Raw genomic sequence first — 25235 nt, forward strand, 5'->3', positions numbered from 1 at the left:
TGAATGGACGTTTTTAGAAAATAGCCGAGTCTTTGTCTATTTTGCGTGCCGCGTAATTGCTGCCGATAATAAGCACGAATGCGATGAACGACTGGAGGAAGCCCGCCGCAGATGCCATGCCGATATCTCCTGATTTGCGCAAGCTGCGATAAACAAACGTATCAATAACGTCAGTTGTAGGAAATAAGAGAGAAGCATCGCCGACCATTGCGTAAAACATTCCAAAATCGGCGTTCATGATTCTGCCAACAGCCAGCAAGGTTAAGATAATGATCGTTGGCCGCAGCATCGGAATGCTGATAAAACGGATTTGCTGCCATCTTGTCGCACCGTCGATGGACGCTGCTTCATAATACGAATTGTCGATGGACGTTAATGCCGCCAAATAAATGATTGTGCCGTATCCGGTAACCTTCCAGCGAACCGCTATCGTTAGAATGAGCGGCCATAAGCCGGCTTCGCTGTAGAAATCAATCGGCTGCAAGCCTATCGTCTCCAGCACACGATTAATCGCTCCACTCTCAAAGTTCATTAAGTTGTAAGCGAACACTCCGACTACGATCCACGAAATAAAGAACGGAAGAAAGGTTAACGACTGCGTAACTCTCTTAAAATATTTGTTTCTAATCTCATTGAGCAGCAAGGCAAACCCTACTTCAAAAATGAGCCCGACTGTAATAAACAATGCGTTTAACAGTATCGTGTTTCTCATCGCCCGAAAAGCGGTCGGAGAAGAGAACAAATAATCAAAGTTATTCAGCAGCGGGTGCATCCAATCGCTTCCGAAAATTCCTTTAGCAAAGTCAAAGTCTTTAAAGGCGATGACTAGACCTGCAAGCGGCAAGTAGTTAAAGAGAAAAAGGAGCGTCGCGACGGGCAGGAACATGAGCAGCAGCGTTCGATTTCTAAGTAATTCCCGAATGACTCCATTAGATTTCATAATCGATTTCCCTTCCATTGATGTGATACTTTTATTCTAAAGGAGCCCGCCTGGGCTTACTATGAGCCAATCTTATACTTTGTGGTTTAAGATTATCCTCCTATGCATAAAGCTCCTTTTCCCCATCTCCCAGACGCCGACTCTACTCTATTCGCGCATATATGTGCTTATAGACAACAAACCAAGGCTTGTCTCGTGCTGTAAGAACACATACGTGCTTACAGCTTCATTTCCGCCTCAACCAGTCGGATTTTCTACTCAATAAGCGCATATTTGCGCTTATAAACAACAAACCAAGGCTTGTCTCGTGCTGTAAGAACACATGTGTGCTTACAGCTCCATTTCTACCTCAACCAGACGGCTTTTCTACTCAATAAGCGCACATATGCGCTTACAGACAACCAACTAAGACTATTCTCTCGCTGTAAGAACACATGTGTGCTTACAGCTCCATTTCCACCTCAACCAGTCGGCTTTTCTACTCAATAAGCGCATATTTGCGCTTACAGACAACAAACTAAGACTATTCTCTCGCTGTAAGAACACATGTGTGCTTACAGCTCCATTTGTACCTCAACCAGACGCCTTTTCTACTCAATAAGCGCACATATGCGCTTACAAACAACAAACTAACCCATTCCTCAAGCTTTAAGAACACATGCGTGCTTACAGCTTCATTTCAACCTCGATCAGACGCCTCATCTACCTCAATAAGCACATATTTGCGCTTACAGACAACAAACTAAGGCTTGTCTCGAGCTGTAAGAACACATGTGTGCTTACAGCTTCATTTCCGCCTCAACCTGACGGCTTTTCTACTCAATAAGCGCATATTTGCGCTTACCGACAACAAACCGAGGCTTGTCTCGCGCTGAAAGAACACATGTGTGCTTACAGCTCCATTTCTACCTCAACCAGTCGGCTTTTCTACTCAATAAGCGCATATTTGCGCTTACAGACAACAAACCAAGGCTTGTCTCGAACTGTAAGAACACATGTGTGCTTACAGCTCCATTTCTACCCCAACCAGATGGCTTCACTACTCAATAAGCGCATGTATTCTTACTGCTTCATTTCAACCTCGATCAGACGCCTCATCTACCTCAATAAGCACATATTTGCGCTTATCGACAACAAACTAAGGCTATTCTCGTGTTGTAAGAACACATACGTGCTTACAGCTTCATTTCCGCCTCAACCACATAGCTTTTCTACTCAATAAGTGCATATTTGCGCTTACAAACAACAAACTAACCCTTTTCTCAAGCTGTAAGAACACATGCGTTCTTACAGCTTCACTTCCACCTCATCCAGATGGCTTCTCTACTCTTTAAGCGCATATTTGCGCTTACAGACAACAAACTAAAGCTATTCTCTCGCTGTAAGAACACATATGTGCTTACAGCTTCACTTCCACCTCAACCAGATGGCTTCACTACTCTATAAGCGCACATATGCGCTTACAAACAACAAACTAACCCTTTTCTCAAGCTTTAAGAACACATACGTTCTTACAGCTTCACTTCCACCTCGGTCAGACGCCTCATCTACCTCAATAAGCGCATATTTGCGCTTATAAACAACAAACCAAGGCTTTTCTCGAGCTGTAAGAACACATGCGTGCTTACAGCTTCACTTCCACCTCAACCAGATGGCTTCTCTAATCTTTAAGCGCATATATTCTTACAGCTTCATTTCAACCTCGATCAGACCGCCTCATCTACCTCAATAAGCGCATATTTGCGCTTACAGACAACAAACTAAGGCTATTCTCGTGTTGTAAGAACACATACGTGCTTACAGCTTCATTTCCGCCTCAACCACACAGCTTCTCTACTCAATAAGCGCATATTTGCGCTTACAAACAACAAACTAACCCTTTTCTCAAGCTGTAAGAACACATGCGTTCTTACAGCTTCACTTCCACCTCATCCATATGGCTTCTCTACTCTTTAAGAGCTAATATTCTTACAGCTTCATTTCAACCTCGATCAAACGCCTCATCTACCTCAATAAGCGCATATTTGCGCTTACCGACAACAAACCGAGGCTTGTCTCGCGCTGAAAGAACACATGTGTGCTTACAGCTCCATTTCTGCCTCAACCAGTCGGCTTTTCTACTCAATAAGCGCATATTTGCGCTTACCGACAACAAACCAAGGCTTGTCTCGCGCTGTAAGAACACATGCGTGCTTACAGCTTCATTTCCACCTCAACCAGACGGCTTTTCTACTCAATAAGCGCACATATGYGCTTACAGACAACAAACTAAGGCTATTCTCTCGCTGTAAGAACACATGTGTGCTTACAGCTCCATTTCTACCTCAACCAGACGGCTTTTCTACTCAATAAGCGCACATATGCGCTTACAGACAACAAACTAAGACTATTCTCTCGCTATAAGAACACATACGTGCTTACAACTTCACTTCCACCTCGATCAAACGCCTCATCTACCTCAATAAGCGCACATATGCGCTTACAAACAACAAACTAACCCTTTTCTCGAGCTGTAAGAACACATACGTGCTTACAGCTCCATTTCCACCTCGCCGAGACGCCGCAACTACTCTTTAAGCATATATTTGTGCTTATCGAGTTCAAACAAAAAAAGACCACCTAAACAACCGGTGATCTCTACATGCACATAACTAAGTTACAGACTTCTTCCTTCGTTTTTACCAATTAAGCTTTGTATCCATATGTAGCTTTGTTCATCAAGAACGTCATAGCTCCCATTACTCTTGGTTACTTTCCTAACCTCCTTTGCTACTTAACGTTTGTTCTCATAGCCGACTACTTTACCTACTATTTCCTCTTTGGCAAAAGCACCCGCTGATTGGCTGTCATGGAATCCTCGCCAACGTACATCCGCCAATATAAAATACTCATTCTCCTTTAGCTGCAATGGCTTATTCATAGAATCATTTTTATCGGAAGAAGGATCGCTCCCGTAAAAGGCATCCAGTTTATTCCCATTAATATAAACCTGCCCTTTTTTAACCTGAACCGCCTCACCAGGAAGCCCAACAACTCTTGCTATATCCGTCGCTTGTTTATCTTTTTTAATTTGGAATAAGGCAATATCGCCGCGAGATATTTGATTTTCCTTATAATAATTCAAATCAACCAACACCTCATTGTTTAAAGCAAATGGATGGGGATGCGTATAACCGAGCTCTGACAGCATGCCATCCGTTTCTACTTTTACCTTCGTCAATGAGGAATCCGAGTTTTGAATCAACTCTATTCTCTTCTCTGTAGCTGTATCCGTAATGGAATGACTACAGCCACCCGTGATCATTATGACGACCGAGAAAACAACAAACATAACCTTCCATCTCGTCCTCATCAAACACCCCCTCCGCTGCCTGCTCTCACTTATCACGATTCCGCTTCCAATGCTCCCGCAGCTCCAGCGTTTTTTTGTTCCATGCCTCTGTCTCTGGAATGATACGGTTAATGTCGGCACCTTGAAATACGATATCATTAATAACATTGATCCAGTTGTACTCCGAAAAACCGGGTATTGTGGCGCCGGGGAGTACGAGGCTGTTATCCTTGGTCATTTTCACGGCTTCGATATTTTTCCCTTGCCACAAGGGAACCTCATCAATATAGGCTGTCAGTTYTGGATCAATAACGGAAGCATTCGCTCCCTTCTCGATTTTCCATTTCTGCGCCTCCATTTCGAATTGAAAACTAATCCATTTATATGCCTCTTCTTTATGCTTAGAGCCGCTCAGCATCGCAAGCGGACCATAAATATGGAAGGAGTATTGGTTGACCTGCCCTCTCGGAAAGGGAAGTATATCCCAGTTAAAATCAGCCTCCTTATGCAGTGTCGGAAGTAGCCAATCTCCGGCAATGTCAAACGCTGTTTTTCCATTTATGAATTGCTTAACCACATCGCCTTGTGATTTGGATTCTGCCCAAGAGAGCATAGACCCATCCTTGGTGACAAATTCAGTCAGCCAGCGCACATCCGCCATCACATCCGGCGTGCTTAGCAAGCTTTGGGTCAATCGATCATTTAAGTAAGCCAAATTAGGCGCATGTCCATCCGCTGCTGCTTTCATCGGCAGCAAGCGCATCACAAAATCACTGTTCGTAGTGAGGCCGTATTCCCCAGCTGCAGGGTCCGTGACACGTTTTGCAATATCACGCAAATCATCAAAGCTCCAATCATTTGAAGGCATATCTATGCCATGCTTGGCCAATAAATCTTTATTTACAATAATCCACATTGGAACATCGACGAACGGCACAGCAAGCCTGCGGCCGTTAAAGGCCATCGTATCAAAGTATCCATCGGGCAGCACCTTGCCTTGGAAGGAAGCATCTTCATCCATGTACGGCTTTAAATTTTCGAGCAGGCCGCTTTGTTCATAACGAAGCAAATCACCAACAACCCAAGTCAGATCAGCTGGTGTGCCTGCCGCCTCCAATGCAATAATTTGATTCATGATTTCGTCATCGCCGCCCACGATTTGAACGGGCTCAATCGTAATCCATGGATATTTGGCATTGAATTTATCGTACAGCTCCTTATACGTCTCTCCTCCCCAGGTCAGAAGCTTAAGCGTAACTGGTGTTTTGCCTGAATATTGCCCTTCTTGACCACTATTTGATCCCTCTGCCGCATTCTCGCCATCCCAGCCTTTAAACGTGCAAGAGGTTAGAACTAGCATAAACATCAGGAGTATACTTATAACAAATGTTTGTTTACGTTTGTTTATCAAGATTATGCCTCCTTTGATACTCACGCTTCACTCATTGCCAATTGAATCGATATTCTGGTCTTCCTTCAAAATGGGATGCCTTAACGTTATCGTTGTTCCCATTTCGGGCCCCGTCTTGATTTCAAGCTTGTAACGATCTCCAAAATAAAGCTTCAAACGATCATTCACATTGCGAAGCCCTACGCCTCTGCGCGTATGTGAGAACTTTTCGCTAGGCTCTTCTTCCGTCTCCAGCAGTTCCAGCACGGACGCTGGAATGCCTTTACCATTATCCACAATATCGATTACGATATCCTCTCCGATTTTTCTGGCTGCGATCATAATTTTCCCTTTATCAAAATCGTCGCGCACGCTATGCTGAATCGCATTTTCAACAAGCGGCTGCAGCAAAAGCCTTAGAAACGGCATATCCAGCGTCTCTGTCTCACAGGAATACAAAATACGAACGACCTTGCCCATTCTTGCTTGTTCAATCGATACATAAGCCTTTACCTGCTCAATCTCGCGGCGCAGCGTCGTAATCTCTTTCCCTTGGTTTAGACTGAGCCGCAGCAGATTTCCAAGTGCCGATACCATCTCGCTGATGTCGCTGCGTCCATGATTTTCCGCCTTCCACCTAATTGATTCCAAGGTGTTGTATAGAAAATGAGGATTAATCTGGTGACTCAGCACTTGAAACTCCAGCGCTTTTTTGTTCCTTTCGGAGCGCGCTGCCTCTTTAATCAATCCATCTATGCGCTGAACAAGATTGCTTACTCCTCTATACAGCCAGCCAACTTCATCCTTGCGAGACGACGAAGGCAGCAAGTAATGAAGATTTTCCGCCTCCAGCCTCCTCATTAAGCGAACCAAATGCGCAATAGGCTGTGTATAGTAAGCTGTGATATAAAAGACGACACTAATACAGCAAATAAGATAACCGATCAAAAAAATAACGAGCATGCGGTTAATTTCATCAATCGTACCCGTCAGCTCATGAAGAGGGGTCAGGCTCACGATGGTCCATGGATGGTTAGCCATCTTCAAATACGTGGCGAGGTAGGTTTCCCCTTCAATCGTAATGGACGTAGAGCCTTCATCACCCGACTTCATATAAGAGATTAAGGCTGTTGACGGAAATTCCTTGCCTGTCCATTCATTAACTGTAGAATCATAATGCACGATGCCTTTCTCATTAATGAGCAGCAGCTTCTGATCCTTTAGCTGATCGGACGGCGAGAAATATCTTCTTAAATAGTCCTCGGATAAGTCGGTCGCAATAATACCTCTTAATTTTTGATCGTACAAGCCCGAGAATCGCTTCACATAGGAGAGCAGCGGTTTTGCGTATTTCCCATGCATGGGCATGGTCAGATACCACGTCGGACTAACCGTCGCTTTCGAGCGCTGAAACCAATACTGGTCACCGATACGCACCGATTCATCAATTGTTCTCATATAGGACGGATAATCTGTTGGCTTGATTGGGTACACCTTGACTCTAAAAGCATCAATCGTAGACGTAGCGTGATACAGCACGGTCAATAAATTGACTGTAAACGCTTCCTCTTCTGCCTTGTTTAATGGTTCCGTTTCCAATAAATCCTGAAGTTCCTTATTTCCGATGACATCGTTAACTTGATCATTTAAGTTGCCCAGATAAATCTCGAAGTTTTTTCTTGCTTGAAGAAGATAGCTCATGGACATTTTCGTATTCGTATTGGAGATGCCCTCGATCGATTTAATATGCGCATAATATGCAAAAAGCAGAAACGGAACGATAATGATCATAAAAAATATGAGAATCATCCGATTGCGAAAGGATGAAGCGAGCCGAAAGGACACTTTGTTCACAAGTATACACCTGCCTTCCACTATGCTAACCCCATTACTGGAGTAGACTTGTCCTCGATAATATACTTCATTGAGTTACTTTTGCAATAAGTAATTTAAGCTTGTTACAGCATTTCGATAGGCATAATTCCACATTCCTGGCAAAGCGATAATAATTCCCCTTAAAGTTTGCATATCCCTCATTGTGAGCAGCTTGCATATTCTTTAGACTAATGGCGTAATACCTAACCTTTCAACGAAAAGAGGAACAACGATGACTGCATCGAAACGGGTGGTACATGTCATTTCGCATACCCATTGGGATCGAGAATGGTATATGCCTTACGAAGCCCATCATGTCAAACTGATTGAGACAATGGACACGCTGCTGGAAACGTTCGAGGCCGATCCTGATTTTCGCAGCTTTTACCTCGATGGTCAAACGATAATTTTAGATGATTATCTACAGGTGTACCCAGAGAAGCAGAGCCAAATCCAAAAGCTGTGTGATGAAGGCAAGCTCTCTTTGGGTCCTTGGTATATTTTGCAGGATGAGTTTCTAACCAGCAGCGAAGCAAACGTAAGAAACTTGCAAATCGGACATCGGGATGCCAAAAAATACGGACCGATTTCGAAGCTTGGTTATTTCCCAGATTCGTTTGGCAATATGGGTCAAGCTGCTCAGCTTTTAAGACAAGCAGGCATCGATACCGCTGTGTTCGGAAGAGGTGTAAAAGCAACTGGCTTCAACAATCGGGTGGAAGATTCCTCCGGCCTTGAATCCCCTTATTCCGAGCTCATCTGGCAGGCACCCGACGGTTCAAGCGTATTAGGCATCCTATTTGCCAATTGGTATAACAACGGCATGGAGATTCCAGTTGATCCCCTTAAAGCAAAGCCTTACTGGGAGCATCGCCTTGCGCGAGCGGAACAATATGCTTCAACCTCGCAGCTGCTGCTTATGAACGGATGCGATCATCAGCCCATTCAGACCAATCTCTCCGAAGCGCTCCGCGTAGCGAGAGAGCTGTTTCCTGCGTACGAGTTCATCCACTCCAACTTTGACGATTATGTAAAGGCGGTTCAAACGCAGCAGCCTCCGAACTTGAGCCTAACGCGCGGAGAGCTGCGCGGCCAGCAAACGGACGGCTGGTATTCGTTAGTGAATACAGCGTCTGCTCGTGTTTACATCAAACAGCTTAATCAACGAAATCAGACGCTGCTGGAGAAAGTGGCCGAGCCGATCTCTGCCATCGCCCATCAGCTCGGCAAGCCTTATCCGCATGGTCTCTTCCAATATGCTTGGAAGACACTGATGCAAAATCATCCGCACGACAGCATTTGCGGCTGCAGTGTCGATGAGGTGTACCAAGAAATGAAAACTCGTTTTGCCAAAAGCATGGAGGTTGGCAAAGCATTAACGACCGAGAGCGTTAAATTTATTAGCGCTAAGGTCAATACAAGTCATTTTGCCAATATCAGTCAGTCAGCTACTCCCTTCATCGTCTTTAACTCAAGCGGCTATGAAGGCTCGTCAGTCCACCAATTCGAGATTGAATGGTCGCACCGTTTCTTCGATCAAAGCGAAGATCCTGTTGCCATTGCTAAGCAGGTTCATGATCGGACGCACGCCGAAGGGTACTTGGTGAACGGCAGCGGTGAACGCATCGACTTTACTGCTCATGATTTAGGCGTTCGCTTCGGCTATGAATTGCCAAATGATAAATTCCGGCAGCCCTATATGGCTCGCGCACTGCGTCTGACCTTCGAGACCGGCATATTGCCTTCGATGGGTTATGAATCTTTTGCTTGGATACCATGTCAAAATGAGATTAAAACTTCCAGCGAGAATCGCCATTCATTAGTGACTAGTGAACGAACATTGGAAAATGCTCGTCTTACATTGACGATAGGGGAAGACGGAAGTTTTACGGTTTATGATAAGAAAAGCCAGCAGCTGTTTTCGGATCTTGGCCATTACGAGAATGTGGGCGATATCGGCAATGAATATATTTTCAAGCAGCCAGTCGGCGACTTGCCCATCACGACTAAGGGAAGCAAAGCCGAAATTCGAGTAGTTGAAGACTCGCCTTACCGGGCATCCATTGAAATCACTCATCGCCTTGCTATCCCTGCGCGGGCAGATGATCTTCTGGCTGAAGAAATCCGCACAATGGTTGAATTCCGGCAGCGGAAGGCTGGCAGATCGACTTCCCTTGTACCGCTAGAAATTGTGACACTAGTTAGCCTAGAACGTGAGGGCAAAGGTGTTCAAGTCCATGCGCGCATTGAAAATCAATCGCAAGATCACAGGCTGCGCGTGCTTCTACCTTCGGATGTTGCTGCATCCACACATTTTGCAGATTCAATCTTCGAGGTCGCTGAGCGTCAAAACGTTCCTGCAAAGGAATGGCAAAATCCGAGCAATGCTCAGCATATGCAGACGTTCATTGACGTGCACGGCGAGCAAAGAGGCTTGACGATTGCAGGCAAAGGCTTAAATGAATATGAAGTGCTTCAAGATGGCAGAAATACGATCGCTGTAACCCTTCTGCGCTCCGTCGGAGAGCTTGGCGATTGGGGTGTATTTCATACGCCTGAAGCGCAGTGCTTAGGTACAAATGAAGCCGAATGGATGATCATTCCTTACGGCAGCGCTGAAGAACGTTTTGCCGCATATCGCGAAGCCTATCGTTTTCCTATACCCGTTACGGCAATCGCAGCTGGTTTGCATGATGGCGAGCTTGCTCCCGCTTGTGATTTCCTCAAATGGAATGGTGACCAGCTCGCTTTCTCCAGCCTGAAGATCAATGAAGAACGTGGCGACAGCATGGCAAGGTGGTACAATTTAGCAGAATCCACGACCAGCTTAGCTATTCATCCAAGCGCTGCTTCTGCGTCCTATGTAAGTGACATTATGGAGAACGATAGCGCTAATAAGATCAAAAACAGCGTTCAGGTCGAAGGCTTCAAAATCGTAACGATTGGTTTAGCCGCAGCTTCAAAATAACCAAATCAAAAAATTAAAAGATAAAATGCAAAGAGGCAGTCTCCCAAGGTTATGCCATTTTCACCTAGGAGTCTGCCTCTTCATGCTTCTTGCGGAGTGCAATTTTTCATATCATTAGTGTGGCACAGCTGGCTCTTCATCCGCAATGCCTCTTTGTCGTCTATATTCCTTCGGCGTGCAGCCAACCTGCTTTTTGAACAGCTTCGAGAAATGTACCGGATCCTTATACCCCACCTGAAATGAGATTTGATACACTTTGTATTTGATGTCGCCTAACATTTCCTTCGCCTTCTCAATCCGTATTTCTGTCAAATATTCCAAAAAGGTTTTCCGTTTCTCCTTCTTAAAAAGCTTGCTCAGCCATACCGGCGTCACATGAACGGCCATTGCAACACTCTGAAGAGTTAAGCTTTCAGCATAATCCCTCTGCAATATTTTCTCCGCTTCATAAACGATCTGGCTCGGCGTATTGGACAGCTTGCGGAAATCTGCTGCGATTGCAAGAAGGAACAGCTCTGTTTGCACACGCAGCGACTGCAATGTATCGTATTGCTCTAATAGCTCCCACACCGCGATCGGATTGCTGCCCAAATTTTTGCTTGGAACACCTGCCGCCGCTGCTCTGCGAAACACCTCGAACAGCCATTCAAATATTTTTTGCTGAATGTCACGCAATTGATTGAGACGCCAGGCTTGTACCATCTCCACAAATCGATCCATCGCTGCTGTAATTTCCTCATCCGTGCCATACTTCACGAGATCGAGCACCTCTTCAGGCTCGCTAAGCGACAAGTCACTCCCATCACCCTCATAAAATAAACCCTGCTCCGTAAATAATCGATTGCCTCCGTATACAGCCTTTTGCTCCAATACGTTTATCGCTTCCGCATACATTTCATGAAGATTTTCAAATGTGCAAGGTGTTGTTCGCATGCCAGCGCTTGCTTTCACCTTAACAAAATCGTTGATTCGCTGTAAGCAAAGCTGCGCCATGCCCCGGCTCAGCTCCGCATGCTCTGGCCGCGAGCAGCTGAAAATGACAATCCATCGATTGCTGCTGTCCATGCAAAGTGCAAAGGGATGAGGATAATCTTCCTCCAGCGTTTGATTGACCACATTGCCGATTCCGAACAATATTAAATCCTTTTCTTTCGTATGGCGATTCTCGATTGCTTTCAGATCATCAGCTTCCACAACAACAAGCGTCATATGCTGATTCGCTATCCACTGCAAATTCAATGTCTGCAAGCGATGTCTTCTCCGTGCTTCACGGTAAGGATCATAGTCCTGCTCAATCATTTCTCTGAGCAGCTCCTCGCGCATTTTTGGAATCGCGAACCTCACTTGATTAATAAGCTGCTGCTCGTTATGCTGGTCCATTCTCTTTCTGTGGATATGATCCATCGTTTTTCTAACGATTTGGGTCAGCTCGTCCAAATTGATCGGCTTAAGGATATAGTCCATAACGCCGATTTGTATCGCCTGCTTCACCAGCTCAAAATCATCATACCCGCTTACAACAATCGCTTCCGGTTTATAATTTTCAACGGTAGTCAACGAACGAAGAAATTCCAGCCCCGACATCCGATTCATTTTAATATCTGTGACGATAAGATCCGGTCTCATATCTAGTGCAAGCATTAATGCCGTATCTCCATCATCAGCCACCAGTACCTCATCAATTCCGAATGTTTCCCATGGAAAGCGGTTACGTAAACCTTCGCGGATTTCGAATTCATCGTCCACTATTAAAGCACGCAGCATCCTCTCACCTTCCCCTTCATGCATTTTCAAAGATGTTCAATACGGAATCATTACCTATCTACATACTACCTGACTGTATTTCGGATTACACGGGGGTAATTGCAAACTTTATGGTGTAGTATTAAATAAACGAATGTACCTGCGTACGATCGTCCAAAGACAAGCTCACTTAAAAATAAAAGCAGCTGTCCCAATAGGTCTCAAAAACCTGCTGGAAACAGCTACTTCTCGTGTTATAACAAGTTCAAAATCGGCTCGTATACTCCGTACAGCAGAATATAAAATGCCGCTCCGAGCGCTGAGCCTATATAAGCTCCGTTCAAACGAATACGCTGCAGATCCGTCTCGACCTTGCTCTCGATGAAATGCACCAGCTTTTGCTCTGTGAAGCTATCAAGCGTCTTGCGTACGATGATTCCGATAATTGCATGTTCGGTTTCAATCATCTTCTGCACGAATTTCTGCACGTATTGCTCCAGCCATCCCTTCGTTTCCTCGTTCGCTTTGAACCACTCCCAGTATGACATAATGAACTGATTAATCAGCTCCTTAATATCGGATGGATTGACGGAATGTTTCTGCGGCAAGGCTAGCTGCAGCTTCGGTTCGCTGATCAGCAGCTGTCTAAAGTTGCCGAGCAAAGCTTCAATAGAAGGAAGCAACGAGATCTTCTCAATCACTTCATCTCTCCATTCATCAACAGCAGCCGAAACATCCTCGCGGTGCTGCAAATTGTCGGCAAGCTGCAGCACCATTTCCTCCAGTAAAACACGAAGCTCATGCTCTGGATTTCGCAAATCATTAATGAGCAGCTGCAAATCGTCATACAGCACATTTGTAGCATCGTCGAGATTCAACGCATTCGTTGATTCCGCAATCTCCACTGCCATTTTTTTGAGCCACTTGGAGAAGATACTGCCTTGATTTACAAACTTCTCCTTCTCCTTGCCAAGCAGCTCACGAATGACAACCTTGGTTTGATCTTCCGCTGCGCGTGCCGCTGCAAACTCAACGATCTGGCTAACCCAGCTTTGGAAATTGCCTTTAGCCATCACCCATTTGAGCGCCTTGCCCGCGTAAGGCGACAAGCTGATCTTGCCTAAGCTTTTCCGTGCTTTCTCATCCAAAATGACGGAAAGACCTTTAATGTCCAGCTTGGCAAGTAGACCAGCCACCAGCGTCCAGCCTTGTTCAGCGAGCATGCCGTTTGGTCGGCGATCGATCCATGATATGCCGATCTCTACAAGCGATATTTGCTTTACCTTTTCCTTTAACAAATCTTTGCTGAGCAGCTGCTGCTCGACCATATTCGCGACGCCTTCAATCAGCTTATCGCGATTTCTAGGAATAATCGCTGTATGCGGAATCCACTTCCACCCAAATGGGTGGCGGAACAATACCGTTACAGCAAATAAATCAGCTAATGCGCCAACGAGCCCCGCTTCGGTCGTGTAGAGCAGCATCCGTGCCCACCACTGGTCTGGGAAGACATATAAACAGCAAGCCGCAATGACGAACAAGGCGGCAAGCAATATTAAGCTGCGGTTTGCTTTTTTTCTCATAGCCATTTATGCTCGCCCTCCAATCCAAAACGTCGCTAGATGCAGGACTACGCCGATAAGCGCTCCAATACCGATTCCGTTAATCCGAATGTACTGCAAGTCGCGTCCCGCTTTCTCTTTAACCAGCTCAATAAGCTCTTCTTCTGAGAAGCTGTTCAGCTTGTCAGTTACCATTTTGCCGATAAAAGAATGCTTTTGCTCCACCCATTTCAGCAGCGTCGTCTTCACGTATTGATCCAGTCGAGTAAGCAGCTCTGTATTTCCCACTACATAAGCTATTCCTTCTTCCACTTTATCCTTGATCCAAGGATAGCGCACCTGCTCGCCTTCCGCATTGGAAGCCGCAGCGAGTCGAATGGACTCCAGTCCCCGCTGGATGAACGCATCGAGCTTAAGCTCATCCTTAACAGATGCCAGAAGCGTTGTTTTCCCCGCTTCTATTCGGCTGCGCAATTGTTCATCCGTACGCAGTCTTGCAACAAATTGCGCAATAAAAGCTTTGATTTCCTTGCGCTGTGGGTGGTCTTCAGCATGAAATTTCTGTAGAAAAGATACCAGCCACTCCTGCAATCGTCCGCTAATATTTGCCGCTTCCAGCCCTGCGGAGAAATCAATCAGCTTCCTTCTAAACTTATCGCCTTCGTAGGAACGGATGGCTGAATCGACGATTTGGCCTACAACAGCGCCAAATGGTGCCGATTTCACAATTTTGATAAGCTCCGGAATGATAAACTCGATAATCCGATCATCGTAACCATTTTTGATAGTCCAATCGCCAGCATCGGCAGCAATGTCTGCGACAGGAATCGAATCGGCATGCTCGAGAAGGAAGGTTTGAACGGTTTTGGCCAGTTCCTGCAAATCAATGGTCGTAATTACATCATCCGCCAGCTGCTGCAAAATGTCATTCACACCCTGTTCGCCGCCGTGCTGCTTCAAATATGTGACTAAAACGTCTGCAATATTGTATTCGTCAAGCCTCTCCCTAATATTCGGGATGGTTAACAATTCATTTTGAACCATTTGGACAAGCTCGCCAATCAAGCGCTCACGATTCCGAGAAATGATGTTGGTTCCCATCCAGACCGGCCACTTTATTTGCAAAGGATTTCCAAACAATGCGCTAACCGCAAAGGAATCCGCCAGTCCGCCGATCGTTGCAGCGCTAAATAAGGAAAATAACAGGCCTCCAATAAATGTTTCATGAAAGGGAAAAGCCGCCAATATTCCGATCGCTGAGAAAAGAAGCGCTAAATCCGCTTTTTTCTTAATACTGAATTTGTTCATACACAAGCTCCATTCCTGATGATCGTTCCACATTAATTATCCCATATGTATGGGGTGTGAAACAATGGAGTTTCTATAATCTGAGAATTGATCTTTATAAGGATTAAGCCCTGCTGCTTTTAGGGCTTTTTTTGGGCTTCCGCGGCACTAATGAATCGCTCTTAGAAACTTGCCAAATGCCTAAGCAAACAAACGCTCCCCCTACGAGATGAGACCACGAGAAAGGTTCGTTTAAAATGCCGTAGGATAGAAGCACAGTGCTAAGCGGAATGCAGCTTGTGTAGACAGCGGCTGTTCCCGCACTCACTTTGGAAACACCGCGAAACCATAATATATAAGCCAAGGCGGTAACGAAAATACCGTAATAAAACAACATGCCGATATCGCCAACAGTTAGACTGCTGAAATCGTATTGTTTAGCCTCAACAAGCGCTATTGGCAAAAACATGATGAATGAAAACAAGGTGACATAGGTTGTCCCAAGCAGTGAAGAGACATTGCTTGCGGTCATTTTGCGCAGGATCGTAAGCATCGATTCCCCAACAACTGCGCCTAAAATGAGTAAAAGTCCAATATACGAAGCTTGTGACGGAGGTGCAGAGGAAGGAATCAGCCATCCTGGCACCTGAATGCTAACAACACCCAGTATGGAGCAAATGATGCCTATTTTAATCGGATTCGTTAATTTTTCTTTTAAAATCATATACGAAAGGAAAGCAACGACCGCCGGCGTTAAGCTCGTCACAATACCCGCTTCCGTTGCGAGCGCGGTCCGCAGGCCATACAGCATGAATACGCGGAATAAAAACATCCCGAGAAACGCTTGCAGCAGTAAAAATAAAAAATCCTTTCTCCCGACTCGGAGCGAGGATTTGCCGCTTAGCATCAAAATCGGAATTAACAACAATAAAGCAATGACTAGGCTAATCGCCTGTGACAAAAAAACCGGCATCTGCATCGTCGTTATTTTGCCGGCTACTATGGAGCTTCCGATGAGAATAGCGGCAATGGTCAGCTCAAAATACGCAATAATACGAGAATGATTCACATTCAGCAACCCCTCTACTTTTGTTTCATGTATACTGTAGCAAAGGGTCGTTAACTGGTTGTAGTGCCATTAAACAGGCATTTTCATAGTACCACTTCAAAAGGAGTTTGGATATTTTGTGGCTGTCCATTGATAGACAAGCGAATTTGCCTATGTTTCGCCAGATTTTCAACTCACTCCAAGCTGCTATTCTCTCGGGTGAGCTGCCTGCTGGCTACAAGCTTCCATCTACTAGAGAGCTTGCCTCGCAGCTTCATGTCTCGCGCAACGTGATTTTGGAAGCCTATGAGCTTTTATTAGCTGAAGGATACATAACAGGCCGCTCTGGTGCAGGAACTTATGTAGCTCAAGGAGCCTGCTTGCTTGGCTTTACGAAGGCGTCACCGTTACCATTACCCGCTTCATTAGCAGAATCGACGAACACATCAGAGCTCGATTTCATCTCGTTTCGTACGGGCCTGCCCGCACTGAATCTTTTTCCGATGAAAAAATGGGGCTCTATTTTGCAAAGTGTATGCATGGATTCCTCTATTGCTGAATTAGGTTATGGCGATCCGTCCGGTGATTTAGAATTGCGTCGTCTGCTATCCAAACAGCTGTGGATTTCAAGAGGAGTTGTCAGCAATCCCGAACAAATTATAATTACAAACGGTGCGGTACAGGCGCTTCAGCTGATCGTTAAGCTGCTGCTGAGAGACGGGGAAGATGTTTTAGTCGAAGATCCGTCCAATGTAGATTTAAAGACGATATTAACTTCTACAGGAGCCGAGCTACATGGCGTTCCCGTTGACGATTCCGGCCTTTTAACCCACAAGCTTCCCGTAAACCTTCGGCCAAAATGCATCTATGTCACACCCTCTCATCAATTCCCGCTTGGCGGCATTTTACCGATACAAAGGCGGATTGAATTAGTTGAATACGCCCGCCAAAGCGGCAGCTATATCCTCGAAGATGATTATGACAGCGAATTCCGGTATGACGGCGCTCCTATCCATTCACTCCAAAGCTTATGTCCTAAACAGGTTGTCTATATTGGAACCTTCAGCAAAGTCATGTTCCCTTCGCTGCGAATCGGCTATATGATAGTCCCTGAACCGCTAGTGGAGCCCTGCCGTCAGCTTAAGCGGCTGTCTGACTATCAAACGCCTATGATTGAGCAGCTTGCTTTGATTCGTTTCATGAACAGCGGATCGCTTAATGCTCATATTTTAAAAATGAAAAAGTTGTACAAAAAGAGACGCCAGCTCCTGCTTGATGCTTTACATGAGCAAATTACCCTGCCTTACCAGATATGTGGACGAGCGGCTGGTTTGCATCTGGTCGCTCAGTTTGAAGCGCAGCTGCCGGAGGATTTAATGAACCGGCTGGAAGCAGCGTCTGTATTTGCGGCCTTGCTGCCGAATAACCGGATGCTGCTTGGATACGGGCATTTGGATGATCAGCAAATTTATGAGGGCGTCCGTCGCATTGGCAAAGCCCTCAAGAATTGAATGTCTCCAGCCGAGAAAAGCCGGCAAACCAAAGAAACCAGCTGCACCCGATTATCAGGTACAGCTGGTTTCTTTGGGCTAACCCTCTACTTCGGAGAAAGCACGTATTCGCTTCCGGCGCTCACCGTCCATGATACAAGCCCATCCTTGCTGAATACGTCTTTCACCTCATGGCCATCTTTCCTTACGATGAGCGGAATGCTGCTTTGCACGACACAGCTATTAGCTGCGGTAGCACGTATGCGAGCCTCAACAAGCAAGCCATTTGACCAGCGGATGTCCACCTCGAAGCCGCCTCTTGCACGGAGACCTGTCACTTCTCCATGAGGCCATGCTTCCGGCAAAGCAGGCAACACATGCAGGCTGCCCGCATGGCATTGAAGCAGCATTTCCGTTATGCCTGCAGCGCCTCCGAAGTTGCCATCGATTTGGAACGGAGGATGATTATCAAACAGATTTGGCAGCGTGGAATGACCTAGCAGATCTTGCACATTCGCATACGCCTTCTCCCCATCCTCAAGCCTTGCCCAGAAATTAATAATCCAAGCTCTGCTCCAGCCTGTATGGCCGCCGCCGCTTTCAAGCCTTCGATCTAACGTGACTCTTGCAGCAACTGCCCATTCAGGTGTCCCTCTAACCGTAAAGCGCTTGCCTGGATGCAGTGCGAACAAATGCGAGATATGACGATGTCCCGGCTCCGCTTCCTCGTAATCCTCCATCCATTCTTGAATTTGCCCGTGCTTGCCAATTGCGGGCTCCGGCAAACGGGCTCTCATATTGTGCCAAAGTTCCTGCTCCGATGAGTCGATGTCAAGCTTCTTTGCCGCTTCTGCGCAAGCCGTAAACAATTCATATAAAATTTGACTATCCATCGATGCACCAATGCATAACGTACCGGATTGTCCATTTGGCAATAAATAGGTATTCTCAGGAGATACGGAAGGATTCAATACGAGCAGGCCATCCTCTGTTTCCGTCAAGAAATCCACAAAAAATTGTGCCGACTCCTTCAAGGTTGGATATATTTGCTCAAGAAAAGCATCATTAAGGCCATACTCATAATGCTCCCACATATGTAGGCAAAGCCAAGCCGCACCAAGCGTCCAATACGAGGCTGGCAAATAAATGTCCTGTGGAGCGGTATCGCCCCAAATATCGGTATTATGATGAGCGACAAAACCTCCACAATCGTACATTGCTCTTGCGGTTATTCTGCCAGGTTCACGCATCCGCTCGATGAGATCAAATAATGGCTCATGGCATTCTGCTAGATTGCCCGCTTCTGCCGGCCAATAATTCATTTGCGTATTAATATTAATCGTATATTTGCTGTCCCATGGCGGCAGCATCTTCTCATTCCAGATGCCTTGCAAATTGGCAGGAAGCGAGCCCGGACGACTGCTTGAAATGAGCAAATAGCGGCCAAACTGATAATATAAGGCCATTAATCCTGCATCGGCGCTGCCTTCTTGAACTAGCTTTAAGCGCTCATTTGTAGGTACATCGGCAGCATTCGAATGAGCAGCATCCGTTAAGCGAAGCTGTACCCGCTTTGACAATGAAGTGAAATCTTGAATATGGCGCGATTTCAACTCATCATAGCTTATTAAGCCAGCACGGACTCCTGCATGGACAGCGTATGACTCCGGGTCAGCATGACGGAAAGAAGTTGCTGCGGTTAATAGAAGCGTTACGCTATTGGCGCCTTCCACGATGAGATGCTCGCCAATAATTGATACTGAACCGCCATCCGCAACCGCGCGCAAAGAAGTTCGGAAATCAGATCCGCCTGAACCGCCGCACATGCCACGCATCACAATCGTATTCTCGTCTGCTTTCACCAGCTCGTCATAGTAGCGATTGCTGCCGCGCAGTAATCGAGCTTTAAAGCTGATGCTACCCGGTTTGTCTGCTGAGAATCTTGTAACTAGCGCTTCATCTGGGAAACTAGCAAATGTCTCACGATCAAAACGCACATCTCCTTTAGTAAAAGTTACACTTGCAATACCGTTGGTGATATCGAGAGCTCGGACATATTCTCGTACTTCTTCTTTCGAATCATATCTTAAGTTTAGCTCTAAATCTCCAAGCGGCATATAGTGCCTCTGCGTCTCGGGAACGCCCGATAAAGCCATCGCAGATAAATCATGCGCTTCATGCAGTCTTCCCTCTCGCAGCAGCTCACGAATTTTCGGCAAATGCGGCAGTGCATCTGGATTGTTGCGATCACGCGGTCCGCCATACCATACGCTGTCTTCGTTCAGAGCAATCCGCTCACGGCTTATGCCACCAAATACCATGCCTCCGAGCTTCCCATTGCCAACAGGCAGCGCTTCCTCCCAATTGGAGGCAGGCTCCTTATACCATAAGCGCGTTTCTTCAACCAGCGTCATCTTCCAATCCCCTTTTCATTCATTCATCTTTTATTTAAGAGAACAATCCATTACTATATTAATAATTCTACAAAAAACATTGGATGGCGGTGCCGCAGGTGGATAGAACAAGTGAACAACATGCGTTATCTGAGCTGCTGCAGTCGCTGCAGCTAAAATTGCTTATGGCGCATAAAACGCAAGTCTCTCTAAATTGGGGAGAAACCGACTCTGTTCCTGAATACAATAAGCTTTATTTTATTTGCGAGGGGGAAGGCTGGATTCGCATCGGCAACGACGACTATTATCCTAAACCCGGCCAGCTGTTTCTCACTCCTGCGCATACAAAGATATCGTTCTCCTCTTTAAATCATCGCCCATACTTAAAGTATTGGTGCCATTTCAATATCATGGCAGGTCCACTTGATCTTTTTCAGTGGATTGGAGTTCCTCTCTGCATCAATATTAAAAATACGAGCAGCATGACGCGCTTGTTCCATGATCTCATCGAATGGCATAAACAAGATTCAATCGTTGCTAGGCTCCGCGAAAAAGCTGTATTGCTAGAAATCATAAGCTGTTTTCTCGAATCCGTTCCGATTCGCGTACTGCAGCACCGAACCGAGGAGATGAACCGTTTGAACGTCATACAGCAATATGTAGACAGTCGTCTTCATACGAGCATCAGCGTCGATCAAATGGCCGAATCTGTTCATCTTCATCCCAACTATTTCAGTTCCTATTTCAAAAAACATTTCGGAATGCCTCCGCTTAAATACGTCAGCCGCAAACGAATAGATCGCGCCAAACAGCTCTTAACGACAACTTCTCGCAGTATTAAGGAGGTTGCCGATCAATCTGGTTTTAAAGAAACGAATCATTTCACGAAATTTTTCCGTAAAGAAACAAATCTAACCCCAACCGATTATCGAACAGCCTATTCGGAGAAGCGATCGCTTCAAGGCGATAATTCAATTATAAAAGCGCATTCATAATGTGACGATGTAAGAAACTAAGGTATAAGGGTATAATTCTAAGGGTCTGCCTTCTAATGGCAACAAAAAATAGGACAAGCAGCTGTAGCAGCCTGCTTTGTCCTATTTTTTTGCTGCTTAATGATGATAAGAAGAGATCATTGTCCAATCGGCATCCGTTAATTGATTGATTTGCCATACCGCAACACCGCGCAAGCCAAATGCTTTCGCTAAACGTAGTTTGGCCTCGATGCTCTGCGTGTTCTCATACCAAAGCAGATGCGAGCCTCTATCATCCTTAAACGTAATTTGATTCAAAAAGTACGGCAGTTGCATGACGGATTTCGTATCTGCAGCTGTTAAGCGACTTTCTACAGCCGCGATGGCTGGCGAACGGAAAAACTCTACAGTACCGTCTGCCTTTGTTGTCCATTGGTTAGCCTGCTTAGAAATGCCTAGCTTCAGTTTATCTGCTGGAATATACGAGAGTATATTTCGTACGGAATCACCAACAAGCGTAAGCGGCGCAGACGGCAACCCACTTTCCTCATGCGTAAATTCATAGGCCATCAATATAACTTCATCAGCCAGTTCGCCAATTTGTTTGTAATCATAACCTGCATAATAATAAGAAGGCGGTACAACTACCGTAAGTGATATTTCACTGCTTAGTTGAGCCTTAATTGCGCGAATCAGTTCAACGAAAGGCTGCTTATACTCAGCAGGTACCATGCCTTCAAAATCAATCGCCACTCGCTCAAAACCATATAATGGATTAGCGGCTGCCTCGGCTACAGAACTAGCAAATGCTTTGCGAGCTTCAGCATCGATTATAAAATCACCAAGTTTCTGAAGCGTTGTATTTCCAAAGATCATTAGCGTCTTCGTAGAACCACTCGTTTCTGCCGCTGTTAGAGTCTGCTTCCAATCGCTTGGCGGAGACATAAGAACGGATGCTTTGCCCGCTCCCTGATAGTCAAGCTTAGCCCAGTCAAAGATAACCTCATCTGCGGCAGCGAATCTATCCAGTTTCTTGTAAGGTCCACCTGCTGCAAAAAAAGCTGATACCTCTAGCTGGTGGCTTTCGCTTTGGAAGTCGATCATCCGATCAACAATAGCGGCTGCTTCGCGTCGTGATAACGACTTTTTTGGAAGAAACAAGCCTTTATTATCTCCTTGCATAATGGAATCCGCGTATGTACGCAGCACGTATGGTGCAAGGTTTTTATCCACTTGATTCATATCGGCAAATGCCGCTTTCTCGCTAGCTTCTTGCCAGCCTGTATCTAACCATTGCTGCTTCTCTTCTGCCGTTTTTCCTTGGAGCAGTGCAAAAGCCGTTAAAGCTGCTACTTCCTCACGCTTAATATTTTGGCTCGGATTAAATTTCCCATTTACGATGAGCAAATCCAACCAACCAGCGTCATATGCGGGTTTAATAGAGGCATAAGACCAACGATCCTTGGCTACGTCAGAGAGTCCAGCAGACTTCTCTTTATCTATCACCGGTTTAACGGATTGTACTAGCAACTTTACGAATGCTTCTCTCGTAAGTTCGGCGCTTGGACGAAAGGTTCCATCCTCATATCCAGAAACAACTCCAAGTGCGACTAAACGATAAATAGATTCGGCTGCCCAATCCTTCACAGTTACATCTCGATAAGGCTTTAATTGCGCATCATACGCAAACGCCTGCATGGCGTTTCCCAGCATAAACATCAGCAGGATTCCAATAATAACGGTTGTTTTCCCTTTGAACCTCACTACATCCTCTCCTTTATGAGCATAGCTATCACTCTATCGATTATTCGATAGAATCATATCCTATATTCCATAAAAAGTCTAATAGACCCAACTTTTGGGCGGCGAAATAACACTATCATTAGCCCTTTTTTCTTAAAATAGTTTTTAGTCTAGTTAAAAATGGTTATTAGTCCAACCTTTAAAAATGGTATAAACGTAAACTAAATGATCTAGGGAGGTGTCTTTAGTGAGCTGCTTGAATAGAAAAAAGCGCTGCAAAAACATACGTGTAGTAGTATGCAAATCCAGAAGAAGAAAAAAACGCTGTAATAGAGTTGTTAAAAAGATTGTGAAGGTAACATGTCCTCCTCCTCAAGTGAATGTAACTGCTCCGGCAGGACCAACAGGACCTCAAGGACCCCAAGGTATTCCTGGTTCAGTAGGAGCAACTGGTGCGACTGGCACTAATGGCGCAACTGGTATTACAGGCGCAACTGGTGCGACTGGTACTAATGGGGCACCTGGAGCTGCTGGCGCAACTGGTACGACTGGTACTAATGGGGCACCTGGAGCTGCTGGCGCAACTGGTGCGACTGGTACTAATGGGGCAACTGGAGCTACAGGCGCAACTGGTGGAGCCGGAGGAGTATTAAGCTTCGCCGATTTTTTTGCATTGATGCCGCCTGATAATGCAGCAACAGTTGCTGTCGGTGCAGATGTAAGTTTCCCGCAAAATGGACCTACTAGCGGAACTAACATTACCCGTACTGGTGCTACTACGTTTAACTTAGCTGTAATTGGAACGTATCAGATTTTGTTTCAAGTAAGTGTGACCGAACCGGGGCAGCTCATTTTAACTGTTAATGGCGCCGATCTAGCTTATACAGTGGTTGCCCGAGCAACAGGTACTTCTCAAATTGTAGGAATGGCTCTTGTACAAACGACTGTCATTAATTCAATACTCACCGTGCGAAACCCTGCGGGCAATTCCACGGCACTTACGATCACACCGCTCGCTGGAGGAACAAGATCTGTTTCAGCTCATCTTGTTATTACGCAAATCGCATAAGGAAATAGAATGGATCTCATAGCAACATCCGAAAATATAAAAAGGCGACTTTACATTCACTACGGAATGAAAGCCGCCTTTTTGATTTTAAATTCACTTCACAACATTAATCGCTGTTAATCTGTGACCTCCACTTAAGAGAAGTCCTTTCATCTATAGCAAGGAAGCGAATTGCTTAATGGCTTCCATTCGGCCCTTGGTTTTCCGTTTGAGCGCCGCCTTTGCCTTGATTCTCGGATGGAGCTTTGTTGCTTTGATTATTAGAGTTGCCTCCACCGATACCTTGGTTATTGCCTTGACCTCCGCCAATACCGCCGCCTTTGCCACGGTTTTCTCCTTGGCCTCCGCCAATGCCGCCGCTTTTGCCACGGTTTTCTCCTTGGCCTCCGCCAAACCCGCCGCCTTTGCCACGGTTTTCTCCTTGGCCTCCGCCAAACCCGCCGCCTTTGCCACGGTTTTCTCCTTGGCCTCCGCCAATGCCGCCGCCTTTGCCACGGTTTTCTCCTTGGCCTCCGCCAAATCCGCCGCCTTTGCCTTGGTTCTCACCATAACCTCTGCCAGCTCCGCCGCCTGCACCGCCACCAGCTCCGCCGCCTGCGCCACCACCAGCTCCGCCACCTGCGCCGCCACCAGCTCCGCCGCCTGCACCGCCACCAGCTTCGCCGCCTGCACCGCCACCAGCGCCGCCGCCTGCACCGCCACCAGCTCCGCCGCCTGCGCCACCACCAGCTCCGCCGCCTGCACCGCCACCAGCTCCGCCGCCTGCACCGCCACCAGCTCCGCCGCCTGCGCCGCCACCAGCTCCGCCGCCTGCACCGTTACCAGCTCCGCCGCCTGCTCCGTTACCAGCTCCGCCGCCTGCTCCGTTACCAGCTCCGCCGCCTGCTCCGTTACCAGCGCCTTTACCGTTGCCGAGTCCTTTTGCTTTACCTTTCCATTTTGCTTGCGTTTTTGCCTTCGTTGCTGCTTTCTTCTCCGAATAGGAATAAGAAATCGATTGTAGCGTTTTAGCATCTACGGCTCCTGTTGTAGGCAAGCCATGAGTTTTTTGATAATATTTTACGCCGCGCACTGTAGAAGGCCCATAACGACCGTCAATTTTGCCAGAATAGCTGCCCAGGGATTTCAGCATGCCTTGAATAACATAGACATCTGGACCCTTCGCATTTTTGCCAATCGCTTGACCAGTATGAGGCATACTGAACATCAATGTAATCGCGAGTAATGCTGCGCCTATGTACCTTGCAGCAAACCTCCCAATCTTATTGCGTTGTTCATCCAAACCAATTGCCTTTTTATGCTGCTGCATGCAAAATACACCATCCTTTTGATTCTTGAATTTAACTCCCCCCTTACTATCCCCAAATATTTAATTTCATTCCATATTGAATCAATAAAAAAGCGGATCGCTTATTTGCGCTC

15 protein-coding genes are annotated in these 25235 nt (G+C 46.1%); 4 read left to right on the forward strand and 11 right to left on the reverse strand.

What is annotated here, in order from left to right:
* Window positions 1–13: 13 nt before the first annotated feature.
* From AC1DPK_RS03165 to AC1DPK_RS03180, 4 genes are all read right to left on the reverse strand, one after another.
* Window positions 14–940, reverse strand: coding sequence for an ABC transporter permease (locus AC1DPK_RS03165; RefSeq protein WP_076269604.1), 927 nt, complete (start codon window positions 938–940; stop codon window positions 14–16).
* Window positions 941–3713: 2773 nt separating this feature from the next.
* Window positions 3714–4292 carry a signal peptidase I gene (lepB, locus tag AC1DPK_RS03170; protein ID WP_477509281.1) on the reverse strand — a complete coding sequence of 193 codons (579 nt, stop codon included), beginning with the start codon at window positions 4290–4292 and terminating at the stop codon, window positions 3714–3716.
* Window positions 4293–4317: 25 nt separating this feature from the next.
* Window positions 4318–5682 (reverse strand): ABC transporter substrate-binding protein, encoded by a 1365-nt coding sequence (locus AC1DPK_RS03175; RefSeq protein ID WP_477509282.1) that lies wholly within the window; start codon window positions 5680–5682, stop codon window positions 4318–4320.
* Window positions 5683–5709: 27 nt separating this feature from the next.
* On the reverse strand, window positions 5710–7515 hold the full coding sequence (locus AC1DPK_RS03180) for a cache domain-containing sensor histidine kinase (RefSeq protein ID WP_441876105.1): 1806 nt from the start codon (window positions 7513–7515) through the stop codon (window positions 5710–5712).
* Between the two features lie 253 nt (window positions 7516–7768).
* On the opposite strand from AC1DPK_RS03180, the gene AC1DPK_RS03185 reads away from it, so the two are divergent.
* Complete coding sequence (locus tag AC1DPK_RS03185; protein WP_477509283.1) at window positions 7769–10504, forward strand: alpha-mannosidase; 2736 nt, start codon at window positions 7769–7771, stop codon at window positions 10502–10504.
* A 114-nt stretch (window positions 10505–10618) separates the two neighbouring features.
* Here AC1DPK_RS03185 and AC1DPK_RS03190 read toward each other — a convergent pair whose 3' ends face one another.
* The 4 genes from AC1DPK_RS03190 to AC1DPK_RS03205 all read right to left on the reverse strand — a co-directional run bounded on the left by AC1DPK_RS03190 (window position 10619) and on the right by AC1DPK_RS03205 (window position 16165).
* Window positions 10619–12268, reverse strand: coding sequence for a response regulator (locus tag AC1DPK_RS03190; RefSeq protein ID WP_477509284.1), 1650 nt, complete (start codon window positions 12266–12268; stop codon window positions 10619–10621).
* 233 nt (window positions 12269–12501) lie between these two features.
* The gene (locus tag AC1DPK_RS03195; RefSeq protein WP_477509285.1) at window positions 12502–13836 is read right to left on the reverse strand and encodes a DUF445 domain-containing protein; all 1335 of its coding nucleotides are present in this window, start codon (window positions 13834–13836) and stop codon (window positions 12502–12504) included.
* Complete coding sequence (locus tag AC1DPK_RS03200; protein ID WP_441911228.1) at window positions 13837–15117, reverse strand: DUF445 domain-containing protein; 1281 nt, start codon at window positions 15115–15117, stop codon at window positions 13837–13839.
* Window positions 15118–15220: 103 nt separating this feature from the next.
* Window positions 15221–16165: a DMT family transporter gene (locus AC1DPK_RS03205; RefSeq protein ID WP_477509286.1), complete on the reverse strand. Its 945-nt coding sequence runs from the start codon at window positions 16163–16165 to the stop codon at window positions 15221–15223.
* 116 nt (window positions 16166–16281) lie between these two features.
* Here AC1DPK_RS03205 and pdxR point away from each other — a divergent pair, with 116 nt between their 5' ends.
* Window positions 16282–17655, forward strand: a complete 1374-nt coding sequence (gene pdxR / locus AC1DPK_RS03210) for a MocR-like pyridoxine biosynthesis transcription factor PdxR (RefSeq protein WP_477509287.1) — start codon at window positions 16282–16284, stop codon at window positions 17653–17655.
* An 86-nt stretch (window positions 17656–17741) separates the two neighbouring features.
* Here the strand turns inward: pdxR and AC1DPK_RS03215 are convergent, their stop codons facing one another.
* Window positions 17742–20048: a glycoside hydrolase family 95 protein gene (locus AC1DPK_RS03215; protein WP_477509288.1), complete on the reverse strand. Its 2307-nt coding sequence runs from the start codon at window positions 20046–20048 to the stop codon at window positions 17742–17744.
* A gap of 98 nt (window positions 20049–20146) precedes the next feature.
* On the opposite strand from AC1DPK_RS03215, the gene AC1DPK_RS03220 reads away from it, so the two are divergent.
* Complete coding sequence (locus AC1DPK_RS03220; RefSeq protein WP_477509289.1) at window positions 20147–21022, forward strand: helix-turn-helix domain-containing protein; 876 nt, start codon at window positions 20147–20149, stop codon at window positions 21020–21022.
* A 117-nt stretch (window positions 21023–21139) separates the two neighbouring features.
* On the opposite strand, the gene AC1DPK_RS03225 is transcribed toward AC1DPK_RS03220, so the two are convergent.
* A complete protein-coding gene (locus AC1DPK_RS03225; RefSeq protein WP_477509290.1) occupies window positions 21140–22765 on the reverse strand; it encodes an S-layer homology domain-containing protein in 1626 nt (541 codons plus the stop codon).
* Window positions 22766–23093: 328 nt separating this feature from the next.
* Here AC1DPK_RS03225 and AC1DPK_RS03230 point away from each other — a divergent pair, with 328 nt between their 5' ends.
* Window positions 23094–23813 carry a collagen-like protein gene (locus AC1DPK_RS03230; RefSeq protein WP_477509291.1) on the forward strand — a complete coding sequence of 240 codons (720 nt, stop codon included), beginning with the start codon at window positions 23094–23096 and terminating at the stop codon, window positions 23811–23813.
* A 175-nt stretch (window positions 23814–23988) separates the two neighbouring features.
* On the opposite strand, the gene AC1DPK_RS03235 is transcribed toward AC1DPK_RS03230, so the two are convergent.
* Entirely contained in the window at window positions 23989–25122 is a 1134-nt protein-coding gene (locus AC1DPK_RS03235; protein ID WP_477509292.1) for a peptidoglycan-binding domain-containing protein, read from the reverse strand.
* Window positions 25123–25235: the final 113 nt, after the last annotated feature.

Source organism: Paenibacillus sp. 01T424 (assembly GCF_056398745.1).